The organism is Acidithiobacillus ferriphilus, from assembly GCF_018854775.1.
Lineage (GTDB): Bacteria > Pseudomonadota > Gammaproteobacteria > Acidithiobacillales > Acidithiobacillaceae > Acidithiobacillus > Acidithiobacillus ferriphilus.
This window is the reverse complement of sequence record NZ_JAAZTY010000101.1, coordinates 1-18,981: the sequence shown is the minus strand read 5'-3', so window position 1 is coordinate 18,981 and position 18,981 is coordinate 1. Positions and strand designations below refer to the sequence as shown.

The 18,981-nt window shown below is 57.4% G+C and carries 21 protein-coding genes and 3 tRNA genes; 14 read left to right on the top strand and 10 right to left on the bottom strand.

The features are described from left to right. The 7 genes from HF921_RS07770 to metX form a co-directional block, all read right to left on the bottom strand. Positions 1–984: SulP family inorganic anion transporter (locus HF921_RS07770; protein ID WP_264318192.1), on the bottom strand; the 984-nt coding region annotated here is incomplete at its 3' end. A gap of 9 nt (positions 985–993) precedes the next feature. Further along, complete coding sequence (locus HF921_RS07765) at positions 994–1,623, bottom strand: carbonic anhydrase (RefSeq protein ID WP_064219309.1); 630 nt, start codon at positions 1,621–1,623, stop codon at positions 994–996. 163 nt (positions 1,624–1,786) lie between these two features. Further along, complete coding sequence (metE, locus tag HF921_RS07760; protein ID WP_215893620.1) at positions 1,787–4,141, bottom strand: 5-methyltetrahydropteroyltriglutamate--homocysteine S-methyltransferase; 2,355 nt, start codon at positions 4,139–4,141, stop codon at positions 1,787–1,789. Positions 4,142–4,235: 94 nt separating this feature from the next. Next, positions 4,236–5,021, bottom strand: a complete 786-nt coding sequence (gene ubiE / locus HF921_RS07755) for a bifunctional demethylmenaquinone methyltransferase/2-methoxy-6-polyprenyl-1,4-benzoquinol methylase UbiE (RefSeq protein WP_064219311.1) — start codon at positions 5,019–5,021, stop codon at positions 4,236–4,238. 47 nt (positions 5,022–5,068) lie between these two features. Then, positions 5,069–5,725, bottom strand: a complete 657-nt coding sequence (locus HF921_RS07750) for a glutathione S-transferase family protein (protein WP_064219312.1) — start codon at positions 5,723–5,725, stop codon at positions 5,069–5,071. A gap of 19 nt (positions 5,726–5,744) precedes the next feature. Beyond that, positions 5,745–6,350 carry a methionine biosynthesis protein MetW gene (gene metW / locus HF921_RS07745; protein ID WP_064219313.1) on the bottom strand — a complete coding sequence of 202 codons (606 nt, stop codon included), beginning with the start codon at positions 6,348–6,350 and terminating at the stop codon, positions 5,745–5,747. Further along, positions 6,347–7,498, bottom strand: a complete 1,152-nt coding sequence (metX, locus tag HF921_RS07740; protein ID WP_215849018.1) for a homoserine O-succinyltransferase MetX — start codon at positions 7,496–7,498, stop codon at positions 6,347–6,349. Before metX ends, metW begins: the two co-directional genes overlap by 4 nt. Positions 7,499–7,696: 198 nt before the next feature. Between metX and HF921_RS07735 the strand changes: the two genes are divergently transcribed. The 10 genes from HF921_RS07735 (at position 7,697) to HF921_RS07690 (ending at position 15,332) form a co-directional block, all read left to right on the top strand. Beyond that, positions 7,697–8,476, top strand: coding sequence for a hypothetical protein (locus HF921_RS07735; RefSeq protein WP_226834395.1), 780 nt, complete (start codon positions 7,697–7,699; stop codon positions 8,474–8,476). Positions 8,477–8,609: 133 nt separating this feature from the next. Continuing rightward, the gene (gene glyA, locus HF921_RS07730) at positions 8,610–9,854 is read left to right on the top strand and encodes a serine hydroxymethyltransferase (protein ID WP_064219316.1); all 1,245 of its coding nucleotides are present in this window, start codon (positions 8,610–8,612) and stop codon (positions 9,852–9,854) included. 9 nt (positions 9,855–9,863) lie between these two features. Continuing rightward, on the top strand, positions 9,864–10,355 hold the full coding sequence (gene nrdR / locus HF921_RS07725) for a transcriptional regulator NrdR (protein WP_064219317.1): 492 nt from the start codon (positions 9,864–9,866) through the stop codon (positions 10,353–10,355). Then, complete coding sequence (gene ribD, locus HF921_RS07720; RefSeq protein ID WP_215893619.1) at positions 10,345–11,445, top strand: bifunctional diaminohydroxyphosphoribosylaminopyrimidine deaminase/5-amino-6-(5-phosphoribosylamino)uracil reductase RibD; 1,101 nt, start codon at positions 10,345–10,347, stop codon at positions 11,443–11,445. The genes nrdR and ribD overlap by 11 nt, the downstream gene beginning before the upstream one ends. 3 nt (positions 11,446–11,448) lie before the next feature. Beyond that, entirely contained in the window at positions 11,449–12,105 is a 657-nt protein-coding gene (locus HF921_RS07715; RefSeq protein WP_064219318.1) for a riboflavin synthase, read from the top strand. Then, complete coding sequence (ribB, locus tag HF921_RS07710; protein ID WP_215849013.1) at positions 12,102–13,235, top strand: 3,4-dihydroxy-2-butanone-4-phosphate synthase; 1,134 nt, start codon at positions 12,102–12,104, stop codon at positions 13,233–13,235. The genes HF921_RS07715 and ribB overlap by 4 nt, the downstream gene beginning before the upstream one ends. Further along, positions 13,232–13,696 (top strand): 6,7-dimethyl-8-ribityllumazine synthase, encoded by a 465-nt coding sequence (ribH, locus tag HF921_RS07705; RefSeq protein WP_064218400.1) that lies wholly within the window; start codon positions 13,232–13,234, stop codon positions 13,694–13,696. The genes ribB and ribH overlap by 4 nt, the downstream gene beginning before the upstream one ends. Positions 13,697–13,705: 9 nt before the next feature. Further along, on the top strand, positions 13,706–14,149 hold the full coding sequence (gene nusB / locus HF921_RS07700) for a transcription antitermination factor NusB (protein WP_215892301.1): 444 nt from the start codon (positions 13,706–13,708) through the stop codon (positions 14,147–14,149). Positions 14,150–14,278: 129 nt separating this feature from the next. Continuing rightward, on the top strand, positions 14,279–14,599 hold the full coding sequence (locus HF921_RS13535; protein WP_215849011.1) for a DUF2934 domain-containing protein: 321 nt from the start codon (positions 14,279–14,281) through the stop codon (positions 14,597–14,599). Positions 14,600–14,762: 163 nt separating this feature from the next. Further along, on the top strand, positions 14,763–15,332 hold the full coding sequence (locus HF921_RS07690) for a tetratricopeptide repeat protein (RefSeq protein ID WP_215849010.1): 570 nt from the start codon (positions 14,763–14,765) through the stop codon (positions 15,330–15,332). A 27-nt stretch (positions 15,333–15,359) separates the two neighbouring features. On the opposite strand, the gene HF921_RS07685 is transcribed toward HF921_RS07690, so the two are convergent. The 3 genes from HF921_RS07685 to HF921_RS07675 form a co-directional block, all read right to left on the bottom strand. Next, entirely contained in the window at positions 15,360–15,701 is a 342-nt protein-coding gene (locus tag HF921_RS07685; protein WP_064218404.1) for a LapA family protein, read from the bottom strand. A 48-nt stretch (positions 15,702–15,749) separates the two neighbouring features. Then, positions 15,750–17,441, bottom strand: a complete 1,692-nt coding sequence (gene ubiB / locus HF921_RS07680) for a ubiquinone biosynthesis regulatory protein kinase UbiB (RefSeq protein ID WP_215893618.1) — start codon at positions 17,439–17,441, stop codon at positions 15,750–15,752. Positions 17,442–17,540: 99 nt separating this feature from the next. After that, positions 17,541–18,188 (bottom strand): OmpA family protein, encoded by a 648-nt coding sequence (locus HF921_RS07675; RefSeq protein ID WP_215892299.1) that lies wholly within the window; start codon positions 18,186–18,188, stop codon positions 17,541–17,543. Between the two features lie 229 nt (positions 18,189–18,417). Between HF921_RS07675 and HF921_RS07670 the strand changes: the two genes are divergently transcribed. The 4 genes from HF921_RS07670 to HF921_RS07655 all read left to right on the top strand — a co-directional run. Continuing rightward, positions 18,418–18,502: transfer RNA gene (locus HF921_RS07670), tRNA-Tyr, on the top strand. Between the two features lie 61 nt (positions 18,503–18,563). Beyond that, positions 18,564–18,637, top strand: a tRNA-Gly gene (locus HF921_RS07665). Between the two features lie 8 nt (positions 18,638–18,645). Next, positions 18,646–18,721, top strand: a tRNA-Thr gene (locus tag HF921_RS07660). Positions 18,722–18,768: 47 nt separating this feature from the next. Next, positions 18,769–18,981, top strand: a 213-nt coding sequence (locus HF921_RS07655) for a GTP-binding protein (RefSeq protein ID WP_264318179.1), incomplete at its 3' end; no start/stop codon positions are given.

Sequence of the window (18,981 nt, the reverse complement as noted above, 5' to 3'; positions counted from 1 at the left end):
GTTGGCGGTACTGCGCACGATAACCGCCGCCACCGGAAGGCCGCCGATGAGGCCACTGGCGACATTGGCGATGCCCTGACCCAGCAGCTCGCGGTCCAGCGGCGTGCGCCGTTTGTAGGTATCGAGTTTGTCGGCTGCTTCGATAGAAAGCAGGCTTTCGAGGCTCGTTATGAAGGTGAGGGCGACAGCCGTCACCCAGACGCTTTTCGATCCGATCATCCCCCAGTCCGGCATTTGCAGCATACCCCGCAAATCTGCGAAGGAGTGAATGATTGGCAGGTTGACCAGATTCTGGCCGCTGACGGCCAGCTCCGGAACGGCGTAGAGCAACAGTGCGTTGAGTAAGGTGCCAAAAACTACCGCCATGAGGGGTCCGGACAGCCAGGTTTGTTTGCGCAACACCGCTACTTTGTCCCAGGTGATCAGGATGGACAGGGTGAGTACGCTGATCAGCAGGGCGCCCCACTCCAAGTGCGCCAGGGCAGCGATGACACCGCTGAAGGTGTTCTCGCCATGGGCACTGATAAAGTCCTGACCGCCGAATTCGCCCAGATCAAAACCGATGGCATAGGGAAACTGCTTGAGGATGATAATGATGCCGATAGCCGAGAGAATGCCCTGAATGACGGCGGAAGGGAAAAAATAGGCCACGACGCCCGCACGGACAATACCTAAAACGATCTGAATGCCCCCGGCGATGACCACCGCCAGCAGAAAAGCGGAGAAACTTGGGAGGACCTGCATTGCCACCAGTACCGTGGCGACGATGGCAGGGGTCGGGCCGCTGACGGCCAGATGCGAGCGACTGAACAGCGGGACCAGCAGACCCCCCACTACGCCTGCTATGAGTCCGGAAATGAGGGGCGCGCCGGAGGCCAAGGCAACGCCCAAACACAACGGCATCGCCACCAGTGCCACCACCACCGCCGCAGGCACGTCGGCGCGCAGGTTTTTGAGGGGCGAAAGATTGGCGTTGTTTCCCATCGTTTGTTCTCAGACAAGCCGTTCGAACTGGTGTGCGCTGGCGTTATAGGCCAGCAGGGCGCCTTCTTCCATATCAAAATACCAGCCGTGCAACTGCATCTCACCCCGCACTACGCGGCGACGCACACTGTCGAAGGTCAGCAGGTTTTCCAGGGAAACCAGGATACTGGCTTTTTCGAGGGCGCGCGCCTGTTCTTCGGGGCTGGCATCAGCATATTCCCGCATCACGTCAGAACGGGCATCTCTGGCGATTTCCACCCAGGGGCCGACATACTTGCCTTCAGTGCCGTTCAATAGCGCTTTCATGCCACCGCAATGCGAGTGGCCGTTGATAATGATGTGTTCCACATCCAAGTGACTAACCGCGAAATCCACCGCTGCGCTGGTGCCATGAAGATGGCCGTCTTGCTCTGCCGGAGGAACGAGATTCGCGACGTTGCGCACCACAAAAATGTCTCCGGGCTCGCTGCCGTAGAGTGACGTAGGTGTGACTCGGGAATCGGAACAGCCTATCAGCATGACTTTCGGGCTCTGCCCCTTCTCCACCAGGGTGTCGAAGAAGTCCGGCCGTTTCTCATAATAGCTGTGGCGGAATTCCTTGAAGCCGTCGATCATGGTGTCGATCACGTCGTTATTCATGGCTATCACTTCCTCGTTATCGGATGAAATTCAGAATGAAAGTGTGATCTTGCCCTGGACTTTATCAACAAGTCTCAATAACTATCAAGTTATTTGATAATGTTGGGAAATGGTCACAAAAAAGCCCCCAAAGGGGGCTCTGTGGTGCCGCTTATGACCGGGTTCAGGCGTGACGGGCGCGCACCTGCTTGGCCGCTTCCACCATGTTCTCCAAGGCGGGCGTCACTTCCGCCCATTTGCGGGTTTTCAGACCGCAGTCGGGGTTGATCCACAGGCGTTCGGCGGGTACCACTTTGACCGCCTTTTCCATCAGGTTGACCATTTCTTCCACGCTGGGTACGCGTGGGGAATGGATGTCGTACACGCCGGGTCCGATTTCGTTGGGGTAGTTGAAGGTGGCGAAAGCATCCAGCAACTCCATCTGCGAACGCGATGTCTCGATGGTGATGACATCGGCATCCATGGCCGCGATGGCGGGCAGGATGTCGTTAAACTCTGAATAGCACATGTGCGTATGGATTTGTACGTCATCCGGGGCGACTTGCGCCGAAATGCGGAAAGCGCGTGACGCCCAGTTTAGATACTGTTCCCAGTCCTTACGCTTGAGAGGCAAACCTTCACGGTAGGCGGGTTCGTCGATCTGGATGATACCGATGCCGGCATCGATCAGATCTTTGACCTCGTCACGGATGGCGAGGGCGATCTGCAGTGCGGTGCGCTCACGGGGTTGATCGTCGCGGACAAAGGACCACTGCAGGATAGTTACCGGGCCGGTCAACATGCCCTTCATCGGACGCGAGGTCAGGGACTGAGCGTATGTACTCCAAGCTACCGTCATCGGCGTGGGGCGGGACACGTCGCCGAAAATTAATGGCGGCTTCACGTAGCGCGAGCCATAGCTTTGCACCCAGCCGTGCCGGGTAAAGGCAAAGCCGGATAACTGCTCGCCGAAATATTCGACCATGTCATTGCGTTCCGGCTCACCATGCACGGGTACGTCGATGCCCAAACGCTCCTGTTCCTTCACCACCAGTGCAATTTCTGCTTCCATCGCCTTCTGGTAATCGATGTTGCTCAGTTCACCCTTGCGATTCTGCAAGCGGGCCTTACGAATTTCCGGAGTCTGCGGGAAGCTGCCAATACTGGTGGTGGGGAAGGCGGGCAGCTTGAAACGTGCGCGCTGTGCGGCTTCACGGGCGGGGAAGGGGCTGTGACGCCGACCGTCATCCTGGCCCAAATCCTCCAGACGCTGGGTGACCGCCGGATTGTGGATGCGCGGCGAACTGCGGCGGGAAGCGATGGCGGCACGGGCGGTAGCCAGTTCCTGCGCCACGGACTCCACGCCTTTGTCCAGGGCGCGACCGATAACGGTCACTTCATCGAGCTTCTGCACGGAGAAGGCCAGCCAGGATTTCAGTTCGGCATCCAACTCTGTTTCCTGCTCCAGATCCACCGGCGTATGCAGCAGACTGCAAGAGGGCGCCACCCAGAGGCGATCGCCAAGCTGTTGATGGACCGGCTGTAAAAGCGCCAGGGTGGCATCCAGGTCAGCACGCCAGACGTTGCGACCATCGATGACGCCGAGGGAGAGCACTTTGTCGGCAGGGTAGTCAGTGAGGAAACTATTCAACTGCTGCGGAGCACGTCGCAAATCGAGATGCAGGCCGGCTACCGGCAGGGTCTTGAGGGTTTTTGCATGATCGGCAACGGAATCAAAATAAGTCGCCAGCAGCACCTTGGGTGTTTTGCCCTGGCTTAGGGTCTGGTAAGTCGACTCCAATGCCTTGACCCACTCCTGGGGCAAGGCGAGGGCAAGGGCAGGTTCATCCATCTGTACCCACTCCACATCCAGATCCGCCAGGCGGGCGAGAATCTCGGCATAGACCGGCAATACTTTGGGCAGCAGGGTCAGGCGGTCGAAGCAGGCAGTGCCAACCGGTGCGCCGTGGCCGTGACAGGCACTATCATCATGATGATGCTGTGCCTCGTGCTGGGCTTCGGCGTTGAGGTCCTTTTCCTTGCCCAGCCACAAATAAGTGATAGGGCCGACCAGGACGGGCTTGGTCTTCAGACCCAGTGCCTGGGCCTCCTTCACCTGGGTAAAAATACGGTCGCTGGCGAGGTGGAAATCCATGTCCTCGTGAAATTCCGGGACGATAAAGTGATAGTTGGTATCAAACCACTTGGTCATTTCCATGGCGGGCTGGGTGCTGGAGCCGCGCGCCATGGCGAAGAAGGTGCCGAGGTCTACTTGGTCACTGGAAAAGCCATAACGCGGTGGAACAGCGCCGAGCGTACAACTCATGTCGAGCATATGATCGTAGAGGCTGAAGTCACCTACAGGTACTAGGTCCATACCACAGGTTTGCTGAATCCGCCAGTGGCGATCACGTAGCTGAGCGGCGCGTGACTGTAATTCCTTCTCGTCAATTTCTTTGGACCAGAAGCTTTCCAGCGCCTTTTTCAGTTCACGCTTGTGACCGATACGGGGAAAACCGAGACTATGGACCGATGTCATGGCATTACTCCTCTGCGAAAATTGCCGCCATCATGCCCTGCCGCGCCAGTGGGCTCAAGAGGGAATTTTTAGGCTGGGTGATGAAAAGCATTCATCAATCCATCCGGAACCCGCGATGCAGTGCGACAATCCCACCAGAGAGGTTGAAGACTTCTACCCGCGCCAGTCCGGCGTCTTCCATCATCGCCTTGAAGGTTTCCTGATCGGGAAAGCGGCGAATGGATTCCACCAGATACTGATAGCTCTCCCGGTCTTTGGCGATCAGTTCGCCAATGCGTGGCAAGAGATTGAAAGAATACAGATCGTAAATACTCTGCAACCCCGGCCAGCGCGGGTGGGAGAATTCGAGGATCAGGGCCCGTCCGCCGGTTTTCAGTACCCGATAAATCTCGCTCAAGGCGCGTTCTGGATGGGTCATGTTACGGATGCCAAAAGCGAGGGTCACGATATCAAATTCCCGATCTGGAAAGGGGAGCGCCTCGGCGTTGGCCTCTACGAACTCGACACCGGCGATGATGCCTTTATCGGCCAGCCGACTCTCACCGACCGCGAGCATCTCCGCGTTTATATCAGAAACCACGATTGAGCCATTCGGCCGAACCCGCGGATGAATTGCCGCCGCCAGATCGCCGGTGCCGCCCGCCAGGTCCAGCACCCGCTGCCCTGGTCGGGGACGGGCGAGATCAACGGTGAAGCGTTTCCACAGGCGGTGGACGCCGAGGGACATGAGGTCATTCATCAAGTCATACTTGCTGGCGACGCTGCTGAAAACCCCTTTGACGAGTTGTTCCTTCTCCGTTTCCGGCACTTCCTGATAGCCGAAATGGGTGGTCGGCACCAGAGCCTGGCTCTGCTCCCCGTTCTCTTGATGCTCGCTCATACGGTCAACTCCTTCACTTTGGGCGAATCTGTGGTGCTGTAATATCTTCAGGCAGATCGCAAAAACAGGCTGCCCTTCTCACTGATATAGTTGCGTAAGCAATCTGGAAAATCTGCGGTTACCGATCCGGCGACTTCTGGTAATTCCATGAGTGATGCCGTCCAGCGCCGCAGTTTGCCCAGGGATTCCCAGCGCGGCAATGGGCGTAGGGCATGGAGGATTTCCATGCGCATGAACAGCGGCGCCAGGGCAGCGTCTACCAGACTGAAATACTCATTGGCAAAGAAGGGGCCGTCCCCCATGATTTTGTCCAGCCGCTCCAGCTTGTCAAAAAGCTGGCGACTGGAGGCGGCGAAACGTTCTTCCCCTTGGGCGATCATCATCTGGAATTGGTCGTTCAGTATTTCGCTGCCGAAGGCGATCCAGGCGCGGTGTTGTGCCCGTTTCAGGGGGTCGGCGGGATGCAGCGCGGGGGCGATGGTTTCGTCCAGATATTCATTGATGACCTGCGATTCAAAGAGCACCGTGTGTTCATCAATTTTCAGGCAGGGCACCTTGCCCATGGGCGACAGCGCCAGAAACCACTCCGGTTTGTGCGCCAGATCGATATGGGTAAGGGTGAAACCCACCTGCTTGTGGAGCAGGGTGATGATGGAGCGTTGCACGTAAGGGCAGAGGGGAAAGCTGATGAGTTCTAGGGCCATGGCATTTTCCTGCTGCGGGTTAGCGCGCCCTCAGGGCGCAACGATAAAGAGCCACCTCGCCGAAGAGATTGGGCAACAGGCGATTACGCCAGGTTTCGCGACGACGGTCATTCAGTACGACGCGCTGATGAATCACGATGCCGCTGTCCCGGCACAGGGACTCAAAATCACGAATGGTACACAGATGAATGTTGGGCGTATCGTACCACGTATGCGGCAACGCGTCTGTCATAGGCATGCGGCCGAGCACTCCCAGTTGCCAACGCGCATGCCAATGCCCCATGTTGGGAAAGGTGACGATCACCTCGCGTCCAACCCGCAGCATTTCCAATAGGAGTTCGCGCGGATAGGTGGAGGCCTGCAGGGTCAGGGAAAGAACTACCGTATCGACGCTGTGATCGGCAAAATTACGTAAGCCCCGATCGAGATCCTGCTGGATCACCGGTATGCCCCGGCGTATGGCGGCGACGACCCGCGCTTCCTCAATTTCGACTCCGTAACCCTGTACGCCTTTTTCAGCGCGCAGATAGGCCAGCAACTCGCCTTCGCCACAACCCAAATCAAGTATGCGGCTTTGTGGCGCGATCCAGTCGGCGATGATCGCCAGATCCTTGCGCAGGATCATACGCCCACCTCTTCAGCGACTCGCCCGAGGTAGGCGCTCAACACGGCCACATACTGGGGGATGGGCATCAGGAAAGAATCGTGGCCGTGTTCCGCCTCGATCTCGGCATAACTGACGTCTCGATTGCAGGTGTACAGGGCTTGCACGATTTCACGCGAGCGCTCCGGGGAGAAACGCCAATCTGAACTGAAGGAGATCACCAGAAAGGCTGCCTGTGTGGAGGCAAAAGCTTCGGCTAGATTTCCGCCAAAAGCGTTGGCTGGATCAAAATAGTCCAAGGCCTTGGTGATGTAGAGATAACTGTTGGCATCGAAGCGCTCGACAAAGCTGGAACCTTGATAGCGAAGATAACTCTCTACCTCGAAATCCACGTCGAAGCCGAAGGAAAAAGCCTTGCCGCCGCGGGTGTCGCGGCCGAACTTGGTGCGCATGGCGTTGTCGGAAAGATAGGTGATATGTCCGATCATGCGCGCCAGTGACAATCCGCGCCGGGGCTTGGTGTTGTGGGCATAGTAGCGTCCGCCATGGAAATCCGGATCGGTCATGATGGCCTGTCGGCAGACTTCGTTGAAGGCAATATTCTGCGCTGTGAGTTTGGATGCTGCGGCGATAACGACTGCGTGACGCAAGCGTTCCGGGTAATCCATCGTCCATTGCATGACCTGCATGCCTCCCAGGCTGCCGCCGACGACGGCCGCCCACTGCGCAATACCCAGATGGTCGGCAAGATCCGCCTGTGTCCTCACCCAGTCGCGCACCGTGACCATCGGGAAATCCAGTCCCCAGGGCGTGCCGGTCTCCGGATTGATGCTGGCCGGGCCTGTCGAACCTTTGCAGGAGCCGATGAAGTTGGCGCATATGAAGAAAAATTTATTTGTATTCATCGCCTTACCAGGACCCAGCAGGTGCTCCCACCAGCCCGGCTTGCGATCGTCCATAGCGTGGTAACCGGCCGCATGGTGGTCGCCGGAAAGAGCGTGGCAGAGCAGGATGGCATTGCTCCGCTGCGCGTTGAGGGTACCGTAGGTCTCATAGGTGAGGGAGTAGCCGGGTAGTTCGCGGCCACACTCCAGCTTCAGAGGTGCCGAGAAAAACACGGTCTGTGGGGTTACCAATCCAACGGAATCAGCGGGTATTTTTGCGGGCATTGCGCACTTTAATTTTGTCGGGAAAGCCATTAGGCAGTCTAATCGTGCTAGCCGCTGGCTACAAGATAGAGGCACGAGTGCTGGGTCAACCACGGTTTTTGTAATGGCGCATGTTCTTGGCTAAAATAAAAAAGGACTGTTTCGATCTGATCACGAAGTGGTGTGCAGTTCGTTTGCCCTCAGTCCGGGAGCAGTGCTTTGGCTTGGAAATGGTTGGATCGAATGGTGAGTTGGGTGGAAGGCGGTGCCGGGTTGGTGGCGGCGCGCCCTAAGCCTTGGCTTGCGTTCGCCGCAGGGGCCATGCTCTTCACTGCCATCCCCTTCCCGGGCTGGCTTATGGATGCGCTGGCACCACTTGGACTATTGGTCGGTTTGCGTATCGTCGGGCGTAGTGAAGGGGAAGAATACACCGCGCAGCAAATCCGGCACGCACTGCATGTGGCCGTGTTATGGGGCATGGTGTTCGCGGTGTTTGGCATGATTTTCGAGTTTGGCCGGGATCTGGTGGTTATGGGGGGGATCCTCGCGGGGATTCAGATGCCCTGGAATAACGGATCAGGATTGGGGCAGGGATTCTGGGGCTGGTGGTTTGCTTTCGGCGAGCGTTTTTCTGACCTCGCGCTGATGCCCTACTTCTGGTTTTCGCCCGCCTTTTTTGGCATAGCCCTAGCCCTGCACAAAGGACACGGCTGGCTGGAGTCCGAGGTGGAAACTACCCTAACCCTTATTTTTCGACCGGAACTGCGCGATCCCCTCATCGCCCTCTGGGCGATTATTTTGATCAGTAATGTATTGATGCCGTCCTTCTCGCAGGTGTGGCTGGGTTTGGTGGTCTGGGTGCTGGGTCCGCCGGTCATTTATGTGGCTTATCAGGATATTTTTGCGGACAAGCAGCGGCCACGCCGTGGCAAGAAAGAAAAGGCAGCGCTGAAGTTCGTTTTGCAGGGCCATCCACAGCCGGTGCGCATCAAGATCTGATCCAGCGAATGCCCGGATCGCGGGCGTCGGATGAAAGGGATTCATGACGCACACCAATTTTTCACCCTTGCTGTGATCGCGCGCATCCATTAGTGTTTACCCCTATTTTTCTCAAGTTCTAAGGAGTTCGGCCATGTTTTCCAAAACCCTGACCATTGCTGATTTCGATCCGGCGCTATGGGACGCCATGCGCAAGGAAACCCGGCGCCAGGAAGATCATGTCGAACTCATCGCCTCTGAAAACTACGCCAGTCCCATGGTGATGGCTGCGCAGGGCTCGGTGCTGACCAATAAATATGCGGAAGGCTACCCGGGCAAACGCTACTACGGCGGCTGCGAGTATGTGGACATTGCCGAGCAGTTGGCCATTGACCGTGCCTTGGAGCTTTTTGGCGCCGAACATGCCAACGCCCAGGCCCACTCCGGTTCGCAGGCCAACCAGGCGGTTTATCTTTCTGTGCTCCAGCCTGGCGATAAGATTATGGGTATGAGCTTGGCCCACGGTGGCCATCTGACCCATGGCGCCAAGGTGAACGTGTCCGGTAAACTCTTTCAGGTTGCGGCTTATGGGGTGCGCGCGGAAGATGGCCGTATCGATTATGACGCCATGGCGGAGCAGGCGGAGCGGGAACGTCCGAAGATGATCGTCGCGGGTGCCAGCGCTTACTCACGCATTATCGACTTCGCCCGCATCGGTGAGATTGCCCGCAGCATTGGCGCCTATCTGCTGGTGGACATGGCGCACATCGCCGGTCTCGTAGCCGCAGGTCTGCATCCCAGCCCGGTGCCCCATGCGGATTTTGTCACCACCACCACCCACAAAACCTTGCGCGGACCCCGCGGTGGTTTGATCCTCTGTCGGGAACAGTATGCCAAGAAGGTGAATTCCCTGATTTTTCCAGGTTTACAGGGGGGGCCGCTGATGCACGTCATCGCCGCCAAGGCCGTTGCCTTCCGCGAAGCATTGCAGCCGGAGTTCAAGGTGTATCAGCAGCAAGTCATCCACAACGCGCAAACCCTGAGCAATGTGCTGAGCGGGCGGGGTTATGGTGCAGTTTCGGGTGGCACCGACAACCATCTCTTCCTGCTGAATCTGGGCGAGAAGGTTACGGGTAAAGAAGCGGAAGAGGCGCTGGGGCAGGCCAACATCACCGTCAACAAGAACGCCGTGCCCTTCGACACGCGTCCGCCGGCGGTCACCAGTGGCATCCGCATCGGTACGCCCGCAGCCACCACGCGTGGTTTTGGCGAGTCCGAAATGCATCGCCTGGGTAACGGCATTGCGGATGTTCTGGATGCGGCCGGCGATACATCGGTCATTGAACGGGTTCAGGCGGACATGAAGGCCCTCTGCCATCAGTTCCCGGTGTACGGCTAAAGTTATTTCATGCGCTGTCCGTTCTGTGCCTACGTCGATACCCGCGTGGTGGATTCCCGCCTCGCGGATGATGGCGGGAGTGTGCGGCGGCGGCGCGAATGTCCGGAGTGCGGGCAACGCTTCACCACCTTTGAACGGGCAGAGCTGGCGCTGCCTATGGTCGTCAAGACCGATGGGCGACGCGAATCTTTCAATGAAGACAAACTCCTGCGCGGGCTGACCCGGGCGTTGAGCAAACGACCGGTGGCGACGGCACGGGTGGATGCCGCCGTGCGGATGATCCAGCGGCGTATCCGCGAACGCGGTGAGCGGGAGATTCCGGCGCGTCTCATCGGCGAGTTGGTGATGGAGGCTTTGCGGGACCTGGACCCCGTCGCCTATGTGCGTTTTGCCTCGGTCTATCGGCGCTTTGAAGATGTCGACGCCTTCAGCGCTGAAATCGCGCGGATGAAAGAAGGAGAGACCCCCGGCGAGGGAGATGGCTCGGCTCGTGACGGCTGAGCAGGATGCCGTCTTTATGGCGGAGGCCTTGGTGCTTGCTGAGCTAGGGTTGTACAGCACACATCCTAATCCGTGCGTGGGCGCCGTGCTGGTCAAAGACGGATTCGTCGTTGGACGGGGTGCCCACTTACAGGCCGGCAAACCGCATGCCGAAAGGTTCGCGCTCGCGGAAGCCGGTCATGCGGCGCGTGGCGCCACCGCTTATGTTACCCTGGAACCTTGTAGTCATCAGGGCCGCACTCCGCCCTGTGCGGATGCGCTCATTGCCGCGGGCGTGGCGCGAGTTGTGATCGCCATGCGCGACCCCAATCCTTTGGTGGCGGGGCGCGGCGTGGAACGTTTGCGCGCTGCCGGGGTTGTGGTTGAAGAGGGCTGTCTGGCGGCGGCGGCGGAAACCCTGAATTCCGGATTTTTGCAGCGGATGCGTCATGGCCGCCCCTGGGTGCGGCTCAAGCAGGCCATGAGTCTGGATGGCCGGGTGGCGCTCGCCAACGGGCAAAGCCAATGGCTGACGGGGGAGGCGGCGCGCGCAGATGTGCAGCAGGAGCGGGCGCGCGCCAGTGCCATCCTTGTTGGTATCGGCACGGTGCTGGCCGATAATCCCCGCCTGGCGCCACGTTTGGCGGTGGCCCCACGACGCTATCCGGTGAAAATCGTTTTGGACACCCATTTGCGTACCCCCCCCGATGCGGCGCTTTTCGGTACACCGGGCGAGGTATGGATTTGTCACCACCAGAATGCCCCAAATGCCGCTCAGGGGGCATTGCGCGCCGCCGGTGCGGAGTTGCTGCCTTGCCGTGGAACGGGAGAGAGGCTGGACTGGCAGGAAGTGATGACTATGTTCGCTCAACGCGAAATGAATGATATTTTGGTAGAAGCCGGGCCAAGCATCGCCGCTTCCTTATTCACCGCCGGTTTGGTCGACGAATGGCTGCTCTATGTGGCACCGCTGCTGCTCGGGCAGGATGCGCGCCCAGTACTTGTGACCGGCCCCTATGTGAATCTCGCGGAGGTGCCGCGCTGGTCGGTGATCAATACCACTCAACTGGGCGACGATATCAAGTGGACGTTGCGTCCGCAGGAGCGATAAGCGATGTTTACCGGAATTATTCAGGCCTTGGGCCAGATTCGCGGTATGGTACCGCAGAATGATGACTTGCGGATGATTGTCGCCACCGGGAAACTTGATCTCAGCGATGTCCAATTGGGTGACAGTATTGCGGTTTCCGGTGTTTGCCTGACGGTGGTGGAACTCCAGCGCGATGCTTTTGCCGCCGATGTCTCTCGCGAAACCCTCGACAAAACCCTTCTTGGTCATCTGCGGCCGGGCAGCCCGGTCAATTTGGAAAAGGCCTTGCGTCTGGCCGATCGCCTGGGGGGCCATTTGGTCGCTGGCCATGTGGATGGTGTCGGACATATTCGCGACGTGAGCGCGTCGGGACGTTCGCAGGTGTTTGCCATTGCCGCGCCGCCGAATCTGCTGCGTTATATTGCCGCCAAGGGCAGCATTTGCGTGGACGGCATCAGCCTGACCATCAATGCGCTCCATGGTGACCTGTTTATGCTCAATATTATTCCCCACACGCTGGCGCAGACGACGGCCGCGCAGTGGCGCTCCGGACAGGCGGTCAATCTGGAGGTGGATCTTGTCGCCCGTTATGTGGAGCGTTGGGTGGCCACAGACCCCGGGTCCGGGTTAAAATCGAAAATTACAGGTGATTCGCTGGCCGCAAAAGGGTTCCTCGCATGAGCAGTGCCAAAATCAGTCCCGCCGAGGACATCATTGCCGACATTGCCGCCGGACGCATGGTGATCCTGATGGATGATGAGGGGCGTGAAAACGAAGGCGATCTCATTATGGCGGCAGAGTTCGTGACGCCCACCGCTATCAACTTCATGGTCTCGCAGGCGCGTGGTCTGGTGTGTTTGCCCCTCACCCGCGAGCGTTGCGAGCAATTGCGCCTCCCGCAGATGGTAGGCCACAACACTGCCAGCCTAGGCACCGCGTTCACGGTCTCGATCGAGGCTGCCCGCGGTGTCACCACCGGCATTTCCGCCGCCGACCGCGCCGCGACGATTCAGGCGGCCATCGCCGATGATGCGGGTCCTGAGGATATTGTGATGCCTGGACACATATTTCCGTTAGCGGCGGAAGCCGGGGGTGTCTTGGTCCGTGCCGGTCATACGGAAGCGGCGGTAGACCTTGCCCGGCTGGCTGGCTGCAAACCCGCTGGCGTCATCTGCGAAATTCTCAACGCCGATGGTGAAATGGCGCGTTTGCCCGACCTGCTTCCCTATGCGGCGGAGCACGGTCTCAAAATTGGCACTATTGCCGACCTCATCCGTTATCGCCTGGAACGGGAGCGCATCGTACAGCGCGAGGCGAGCGGCCCGTGGCACACGCCATACGGCGTCTTCCAGCTCCATATCTATCGTGACTGGGTCGCCCGCGAAACGCATTTCGCCTTGGTCCTTGGCGACCTGGAAGCGCGTGATGAACCCGTACTGGTGCGGGTACAGGTTGGCAAAATACTGAATGATCTGTTCGCCGGTGAAGCCAGTCCAAGCACCGTGGCTTTGCGGCGCATCGCTGAGGAAGGTCGCGGTGTGCTGGTTTACCTCCACCACCAGGAGAGTATCGAAGAACTCCTGCGGGAGGTTGCCGCGCTGCCTGAAAAACCCAAGGGGCCGGGTCAGGCCGGAGACGCCGGACGCGTTCTGCGCACTTTTGGTATTGGTGCTCAGATTCTCTCCGATCTGGGGGTACATCAGGCGGTGGTCCTGAGCGACAGCCAGTTTCAGTACCGTGGTATCGGCGGTTTCGGTCTGGAGATCGTCGGCCAGCGTCCCTTTCAAGAAGTTTCCGAGGATGAGTCATGATTCGTCATATCGACGGCAGTTTGCAGGCTGGTGAGCATCGTTTTGCCCTGTTGGTCAGCCGCTTCAACAACTTTATCACCCAGCAGTTGGAGCAGGGAGCCATCGACGCGTTGCGCCGTCACGGTGCCGAAGAAGAACAGCTCCACGTCGTTTATGTTCCCGGCGCTTATGAAATGCCGCTGGTCGCGCAGAAACTGGCGCGCAGCGGTAATTATGATGCGGTGATTTGTTTGGGCGCGGTGATTCGTGGCAGTACCCCGCATTTCGATTATGTCGCGGCCGAAGTGTCCAAGGGGGTGGCCCAGGTATCCATGGATACGGGGGTTCCGGTAATTTTTGGGGTGCTGACCACGGATAGCATTGAGCAGGCCATTGAGCGCGCCGGTACCAAAGCAGGTAATAAAGGCTTTGATGCGGCGATGACTGCGCTGGAAATGGTGCAGTTGTTGCGTCAGATCTGAACAGCGCCCATGAAAATAAATCGTCGCCGTCTGGCGCGTCAAGCTGCCGTTCAGGCCCTCTATCAGTGGCAAATGAATCCTGGTTACTGCACCGAGATCGAGTTGCAATTTACCTCCGACCCCGAGCGCTTGCAGGGCGCTGATGTTGTTTTCTTCACAAGTCTCTGGCAAGGGGTTTGTGCCGCCATTCCCGGACTGGACCTTGCCATTGCTCAAGAAATTCAGGATCGCCGCTGGGTCGACGAGGTCAGCGAAGTCGAACGGGCGATTCTGCGTCTGGCTGCCTACGAGTTGCGGGATCATCCGCAAACCCCCTATCGGGTGGTCATTAACGAGGCGATAGAACTAGGTAAGGACTTCGGTGCCGAACAGGGCCATCGTTTTGTGAACGCTGTCCTGGATAAGTTGGCGCAGAAGTGGCGGGCGACAGAGATATTGCAGGCTACTCGTTAACAGATCAAGAATGGCCTGTTTTCGCTCTTTACTCTTAATGTGGGCAGAGTTACCTTTCGCTTTGAAAGCTCCGCTATCTTGTGCTATTACACAAAATGGTCTTTTGCGCGTTGTCCAAGGAGTACAGTTATGGCGGAAGAACAACCTAAGAAACGAGTCAGAAAGCCGAAGGAAGTCTCAGCAGGACCCGAGACAGCACCGACCCGTCGCACGACGGCGCCAGAGGTGGTTTCTGCGTCTAAGATGCACCCCACCCGCGTCCGTAAGCCGGTCAAAATGCCATCTGGTGGTACACGTACGACGTCTTCCGCAGTGTCTGCGGCGGATCGTCAGCGCATGATTGCAGAATGTGCTTACTACCTTGCCGAGAGTCGCGGTTTTGCTGGGGGTGATTGCGAGGCAGACTGGTACGCAGCGGAGACTTGGATCGATAACCAGCTATCCGCTTAGCGCGCCCGGTATGGAGTGCGGCAGGGAGATGGCTGGGCGCTGTCGGCTTCTGTTGAGGCTTAAGTTTTGGTTCGCGGGCTGGCTAAAAACTTCTGGCGATATACGGGCTTTTTGGTGTAGCCTCGCCACCTGGAAGGTGTCGTCTAAACTGCCTGGAGTTTCTATGCGCGCTCATCATGATTTCACTAAACCGTTCCTCGCTGCGTGTGGTGCAGCACTTTTGGTACTTTCGACTTCCTTGGCCGAAGCGCAGTCTGCATCCAAGGCAGACTTGGAGGATATGGCTATCACCCACCCCGCCGATCTTACCACCGCCAAGCTCGAAAACACGATTGGCACCCGCTGTGCCCTAGGTGATGGGGTTCCGCAAAATTATGGTTTGGCTGCACAGTGGTTTGATAAAGCCGCCCTCCATGGTTATGCCAAGGCAGAATATAACCTCGGCATGCAGTATTATTTCGGGCAAGGTGTCAGTAAGGATAGGACCAAAGCGGCTTACTGGTGGGAGAAGGCGGCAGCGCAGGGTATCGCTGCCGCTCAGTACAACTTGGGTAATCTCTATTTCTTGGGGCAAGGGGTTCCGCAGGACTATGGTAAGGCAAGCCTCTGGTGGCGCAAGGCGGCAGCGCTCGGAAATACCCAGGCGACCAGGAACCTGGCCACTTTGGCACGCCTGCACCCGGAGTACCAAACAGTGGCTGCTGTCGAGAAAAAGACCGTAGGCGCGCCTTGAGGCACCGCTAATCGTTTGGTCAGCGTTTTATTCTGTGTCGTCGGTCGCTATGCCGTTGCTTTTCTGGACGCGCATAGCGGCGGCATGCTCCTTTTCGATGTACTCCCGCTTACCGCGTTCGACACTGAGTCGCCCTTCAAGATCGGCGACATGTCGTTCATGGCGACGAATTTTCAACTTGTTACGGATATGTGTGGGTAGATAAATCAGCATGCTCGCAATAAAACCGGCGACGAAACCACTGAGCAGGACCACGCCTTGGGATTGTGCGAACGTCCATGAGAAGAAATGAATAGCAGCGGGCGCTCCGTTCTGAACTGCAAAAATGACCGCCAGTGCCGCTATCAAAAAAGAAACGACCATCCACATGGCACCCTCCTTTATCTTCATTGTTTATGTGGTTGCTGTAACGGAACCTTACATACGTTCACCGCGCCTAAAAAACACTCTACGCACCCAACTGGTCCCGGCCCAGAGTGTCATCGGCAGGATGATCAACCAAGCCCATACGGGTAAATTTAGTATCTGGCTATTCAAGCGATGTTCCAGCGCCGCGATGATGCCTAATCCTACCACAGTAAATATACCGCCCACGCCATAGGTAAGTTTTTGCAACCCATGATGCAGTTCTTGCCGAATACCGTCGATGTCGCTATTGCGAATCACCAGAGGCAGTTCCCCCTGTTGGGCTTGGCGCAGGATATTATGTAGGAGTACCGGCATTTCGGGCAGCACTAATCCCCACTGTGGGAAGTATTGTTTAATCTCTGACCACCAGCCCCGCGGACCGCGCTGGCGACTGAGCCATTCCGTCAGTAGTGGCGTGGCGATTTCCCAGATATTGAGTGCCGGGTTGAAATCGCGGGCAATGCCTTCGACATTGACCAGCGTTTTTTGGAGCAGCAGGAGTTGTGGCTGAGTTTGCATTTGAAAAGTGCGCGTCGTCTGGAAGAGGCGAAGCAAAAGACTGGCGACGGATATTTCATTCAAGGGCTTTTCAAATACCGGCTCCGCAATGGCACGGATGGCCGTTTCGAAATCCTGTACGTTGGTGTCTGGTGGTACCCATCCGGCTTCCACATGCGCTTCTGCTACGCGCCGGTAGTCGCGCCGAAAAAATGCGATCATATTTTCGGCGAGGTAATGCTGGCTTGCATCATCCAGGCTCCCCATGATGCCGAAATCAACGGCGATAAAGCGCCCATTCTTCGGATCAATAAAGACGTTGCCGGGATGCATATCCGCATGGAAATAGGCATCGCGAAAGACTTGGCGAAAAAAGATTTCTGCGGCGCGTCGCGAGAGTTGGTCAAAATCAATGCCAGCGTCACGCAGTGCGTCGCGTTGACCGATGGGGATGCCATAAATGCGCTCCATCACCAATACCGGGGGCGCGCAGTAATCCCAATATATTTCTGGCACATAGAGCAGATCAGGCTCTGCGAAAAAATTACGCCGCAACTGGCTGGCATTGGCCGCCTCGCGTAGCAGATCCAGTTCACCGCGAATGGTTTTGGCATATTCCGCAACAATCGCACGAATTTTCAGGCGCCGGCCTTCTTGAGAATAGCGCTCCGCGAGATCGGCGAGCAGGGCGAGTATCGCTAAGTCCTGATCAATAATGCGTTGCAGACCGGGGCGTCGGACTTTGATCGCCACCTCGCGCCCGTCCAGTAATTGTCCAAAGTGTACTTGGGCAATGGATGCCGCCGCCGCAGGCCGATCCTCAAATTGAGAGAAGACCGTTTCAATCGGTTTGCCCAGTGCTGCCTCGATAATCTGCCGGGCGACGTTTGACGGGAAAGGGGGTACCGCATCCTGAAGTTTCGCAAGTTCTTGAGTGATATGGTCGGGAAGCAAATCTCGGCGGGTTGAAAGCATTTGTCCGAGTTTGATAAAGGTGGGTCCCAGTGTTTCGAGTGCTTCGCGCAAGCGTTCAGCGAAGGTGCCCTGCGGGCGCGGTCCCAACCAGGCCATGGGGCTAAGGCGGAGAATGGCCTGATAGGGTTTTAACAACGGGAGGAAATAAAGCACATCGTCCAGGCGGTAACGCACTAGAACGCGGGTGATGTGTAGCGTACGCACAAAACGGAGGAAGAACTGTCGCATGGCGACTAGTCTATCATGGAAATGATACCGCGCACTGTCATGGCCGGGGCAAAAAAAAGCGAGCCTTAGTGGGCTCGCCCTTATAGCACTGAGAAGAAATTACCGAACGGTCTTCTGAACCTTGATGCTGGAATTGATTTCCACACGCTGATTCAGAAATCGACCCTGCGGCGTAGCGTTGGTGGCGACTGGATTATCGTAGGAGTGGCCTTTCAATACCATGCGATCGCTCGTCACTCCATGTTGCGTCAGGTACTGCGCTACACTGTGGGCGCGCAGCTTGGACAATTTAAGATTGTATGCGTAACTGCCCACCTTGCTGCAATAGCCATTGACGTCGAGTACGGCATCTGGGTGGTTTTTTGCAAAATCGGCCACCTGGTCCAATACCTTGATGTCATGATTCAGAAGTTTGTATGAATCAAATTTAAAGTTGATGCCGGTGATGGTGATTGGTTTGCTCACCAGAATTGTCTGCTCCACCGGCGCGATGGGGGCAGGCGTTGGCGCGGGAGGCGTCGGCGCGACCGCCACGGGGACGGGGGCGGGAGCGGGAGCGCAATGGGCAGGTACCGGACCATCAGTGACCGGGCGCCCGCCACGCACGCAGATACCCGTACTGGTGACAAGGGGCTTGGCGCCGTGATCTATGGCATAACCCACGTAGCCATCACCCGCATAAGCGGCGTTGGCGAAAAGGCCGCCACTGATGGCAACCAGCAGTGCGATACGTTTAGTATGTAGCATTATTAAAACCCTCCTCTCTCAAGCCCAGGCGAAGCTGCCCGGCAAAAAATCCTGACCACTTCCGTGGAGGATGTTGTAAATGGACAACTTTGTCAAGGCGCCGAAGGCGCTGCATACGCATTAAGTCGTTAAAATGCTGGCCACTGTGCCAGAGGTGACCAGAACACCCACAGGCGCGAAGTCACTTGACAAAGAAGAGCCTGGGCCGCACAATGCGCCGCTAATCGTGGGAGGGGTTCCCGAGCGGTCAAAGGGATCAGACTGTAAATCTGACGGCTCTGCCTTCGGAGGTTCGAATCCTCCCCCCTCCACCATTTGAATTTTGTGGTGTCGCGCGCTGAGCGCAGGGCTAGATGGTTTAAGTTTTAATTTTGTGCGGGTGTAGTTCAACGGTAGAACCTCAGCCTTCCAAGCTGATGGTGTGGGTTCGATTCCCATCACCCGCTCCAGTGTTCAGGCCCACATAGCTCAGTCGGTAGAGCACTTCCTTGGTAAGGAAGAGGTCACCGGTTCGAATCCGGTTGTGGGCTCCATATTTTTTGGTTTTTGCTTGGGTCTGGTATTCTTGGGGGAGTGTCTGATGTCCAAAGGGAAATTTGAGCGGACGAAGCCGCATGTGAACGTGGGAACGATTGGTCACGTGGACCATGGCAAGACCACATTGACGGCGGCGCTGACGAAGGTGTTGTCGGCGAAGTTTGGTGGTGAGGTTCGCGCTTATGATCAGATTGACAATGCGCCGGAAGAGCGGGCACGAGGGATCACGATTGCGACCTCGCACGTGGAGTACGAG

Coding starts and splice junctions, on each gene's coding strand:
- HF921_RS07765 (WP_064219309.1), bottom strand. CDS start 1,623: ATGAATAACGACGTGATCGACACCATGATCGACGGCTTCAAGGAATTC.
- metE (WP_215893620.1), bottom strand. CDS start 4,141: ATGACATCGGTCCATAGTCTCGGTTTTCCCCGTATCGGTCACAAGCGT.
- ubiE (WP_064219311.1), bottom strand. CDS start 5,021: ATGAGCGAGCATCAAGAGAACGGGGAGCAGAGCCAGGCTCTGGTGCCG.
- HF921_RS07750 (WP_064219312.1), bottom strand. CDS start 5,725: ATGGCCCTAGAACTCATCAGCTTTCCCCTCTGCCCTTACGTGCAACGC.
- metW (WP_064219313.1), bottom strand. CDS start 6,350: ATGATCCTGCGCAAGGATCTGGCGATCATCGCCGACTGGATCGCGCCA.
- metX (WP_215849018.1), bottom strand. CDS start 7,498: ATGCCCGCAAAAATACCCGCTGATTCCGTTGGATTGGTAACCCCACAG.
- glyA (WP_064219316.1), top strand. CDS start 8,610: ATGTTTTCCAAAACCCTGACCATTGCTGATTTCGATCCGGCGCTATGG.
- nrdR (WP_064219317.1), top strand. CDS start 9,864: ATGCGCTGTCCGTTCTGTGCCTACGTCGATACCCGCGTGGTGGATTCC.
- HF921_RS07715 (WP_064219318.1), top strand. CDS start 11,449: ATGTTTACCGGAATTATTCAGGCCTTGGGCCAGATTCGCGGTATGGTA.
- ribB (WP_215849013.1), top strand. CDS start 12,102: ATGAGCAGTGCCAAAATCAGTCCCGCCGAGGACATCATTGCCGACATT.
- ribH (WP_064218400.1), top strand. CDS start 13,232: ATGATTCGTCATATCGACGGCAGTTTGCAGGCTGGTGAGCATCGTTTT.
- nusB (WP_215892301.1), top strand. CDS start 13,706: ATGAAAATAAATCGTCGCCGTCTGGCGCGTCAAGCTGCCGTTCAGGCC.
- HF921_RS13535 (WP_215849011.1), top strand. CDS start 14,279: ATGGCGGAAGAACAACCTAAGAAACGAGTCAGAAAGCCGAAGGAAGTC.
- HF921_RS07690 (WP_215849010.1), top strand. CDS start 14,763: ATGCGCGCTCATCATGATTTCACTAAACCGTTCCTCGCTGCGTGTGGT.
- HF921_RS07685 (WP_064218404.1), bottom strand. CDS start 15,701: ATGTGGATGGTCGTTTCTTTTTTGATAGCGGCACTGGCGGTCATTTTT.
- ubiB (WP_215893618.1), bottom strand. CDS start 17,441: ATGCGACAGTTCTTCCTCCGTTTTGTGCGTACGCTACACATCACCCGC.
- HF921_RS07675 (WP_215892299.1), bottom strand. CDS start 18,188: ATGCTACATACTAAACGTATCGCACTGCTGGTTGCCATCAGTGGCGGC.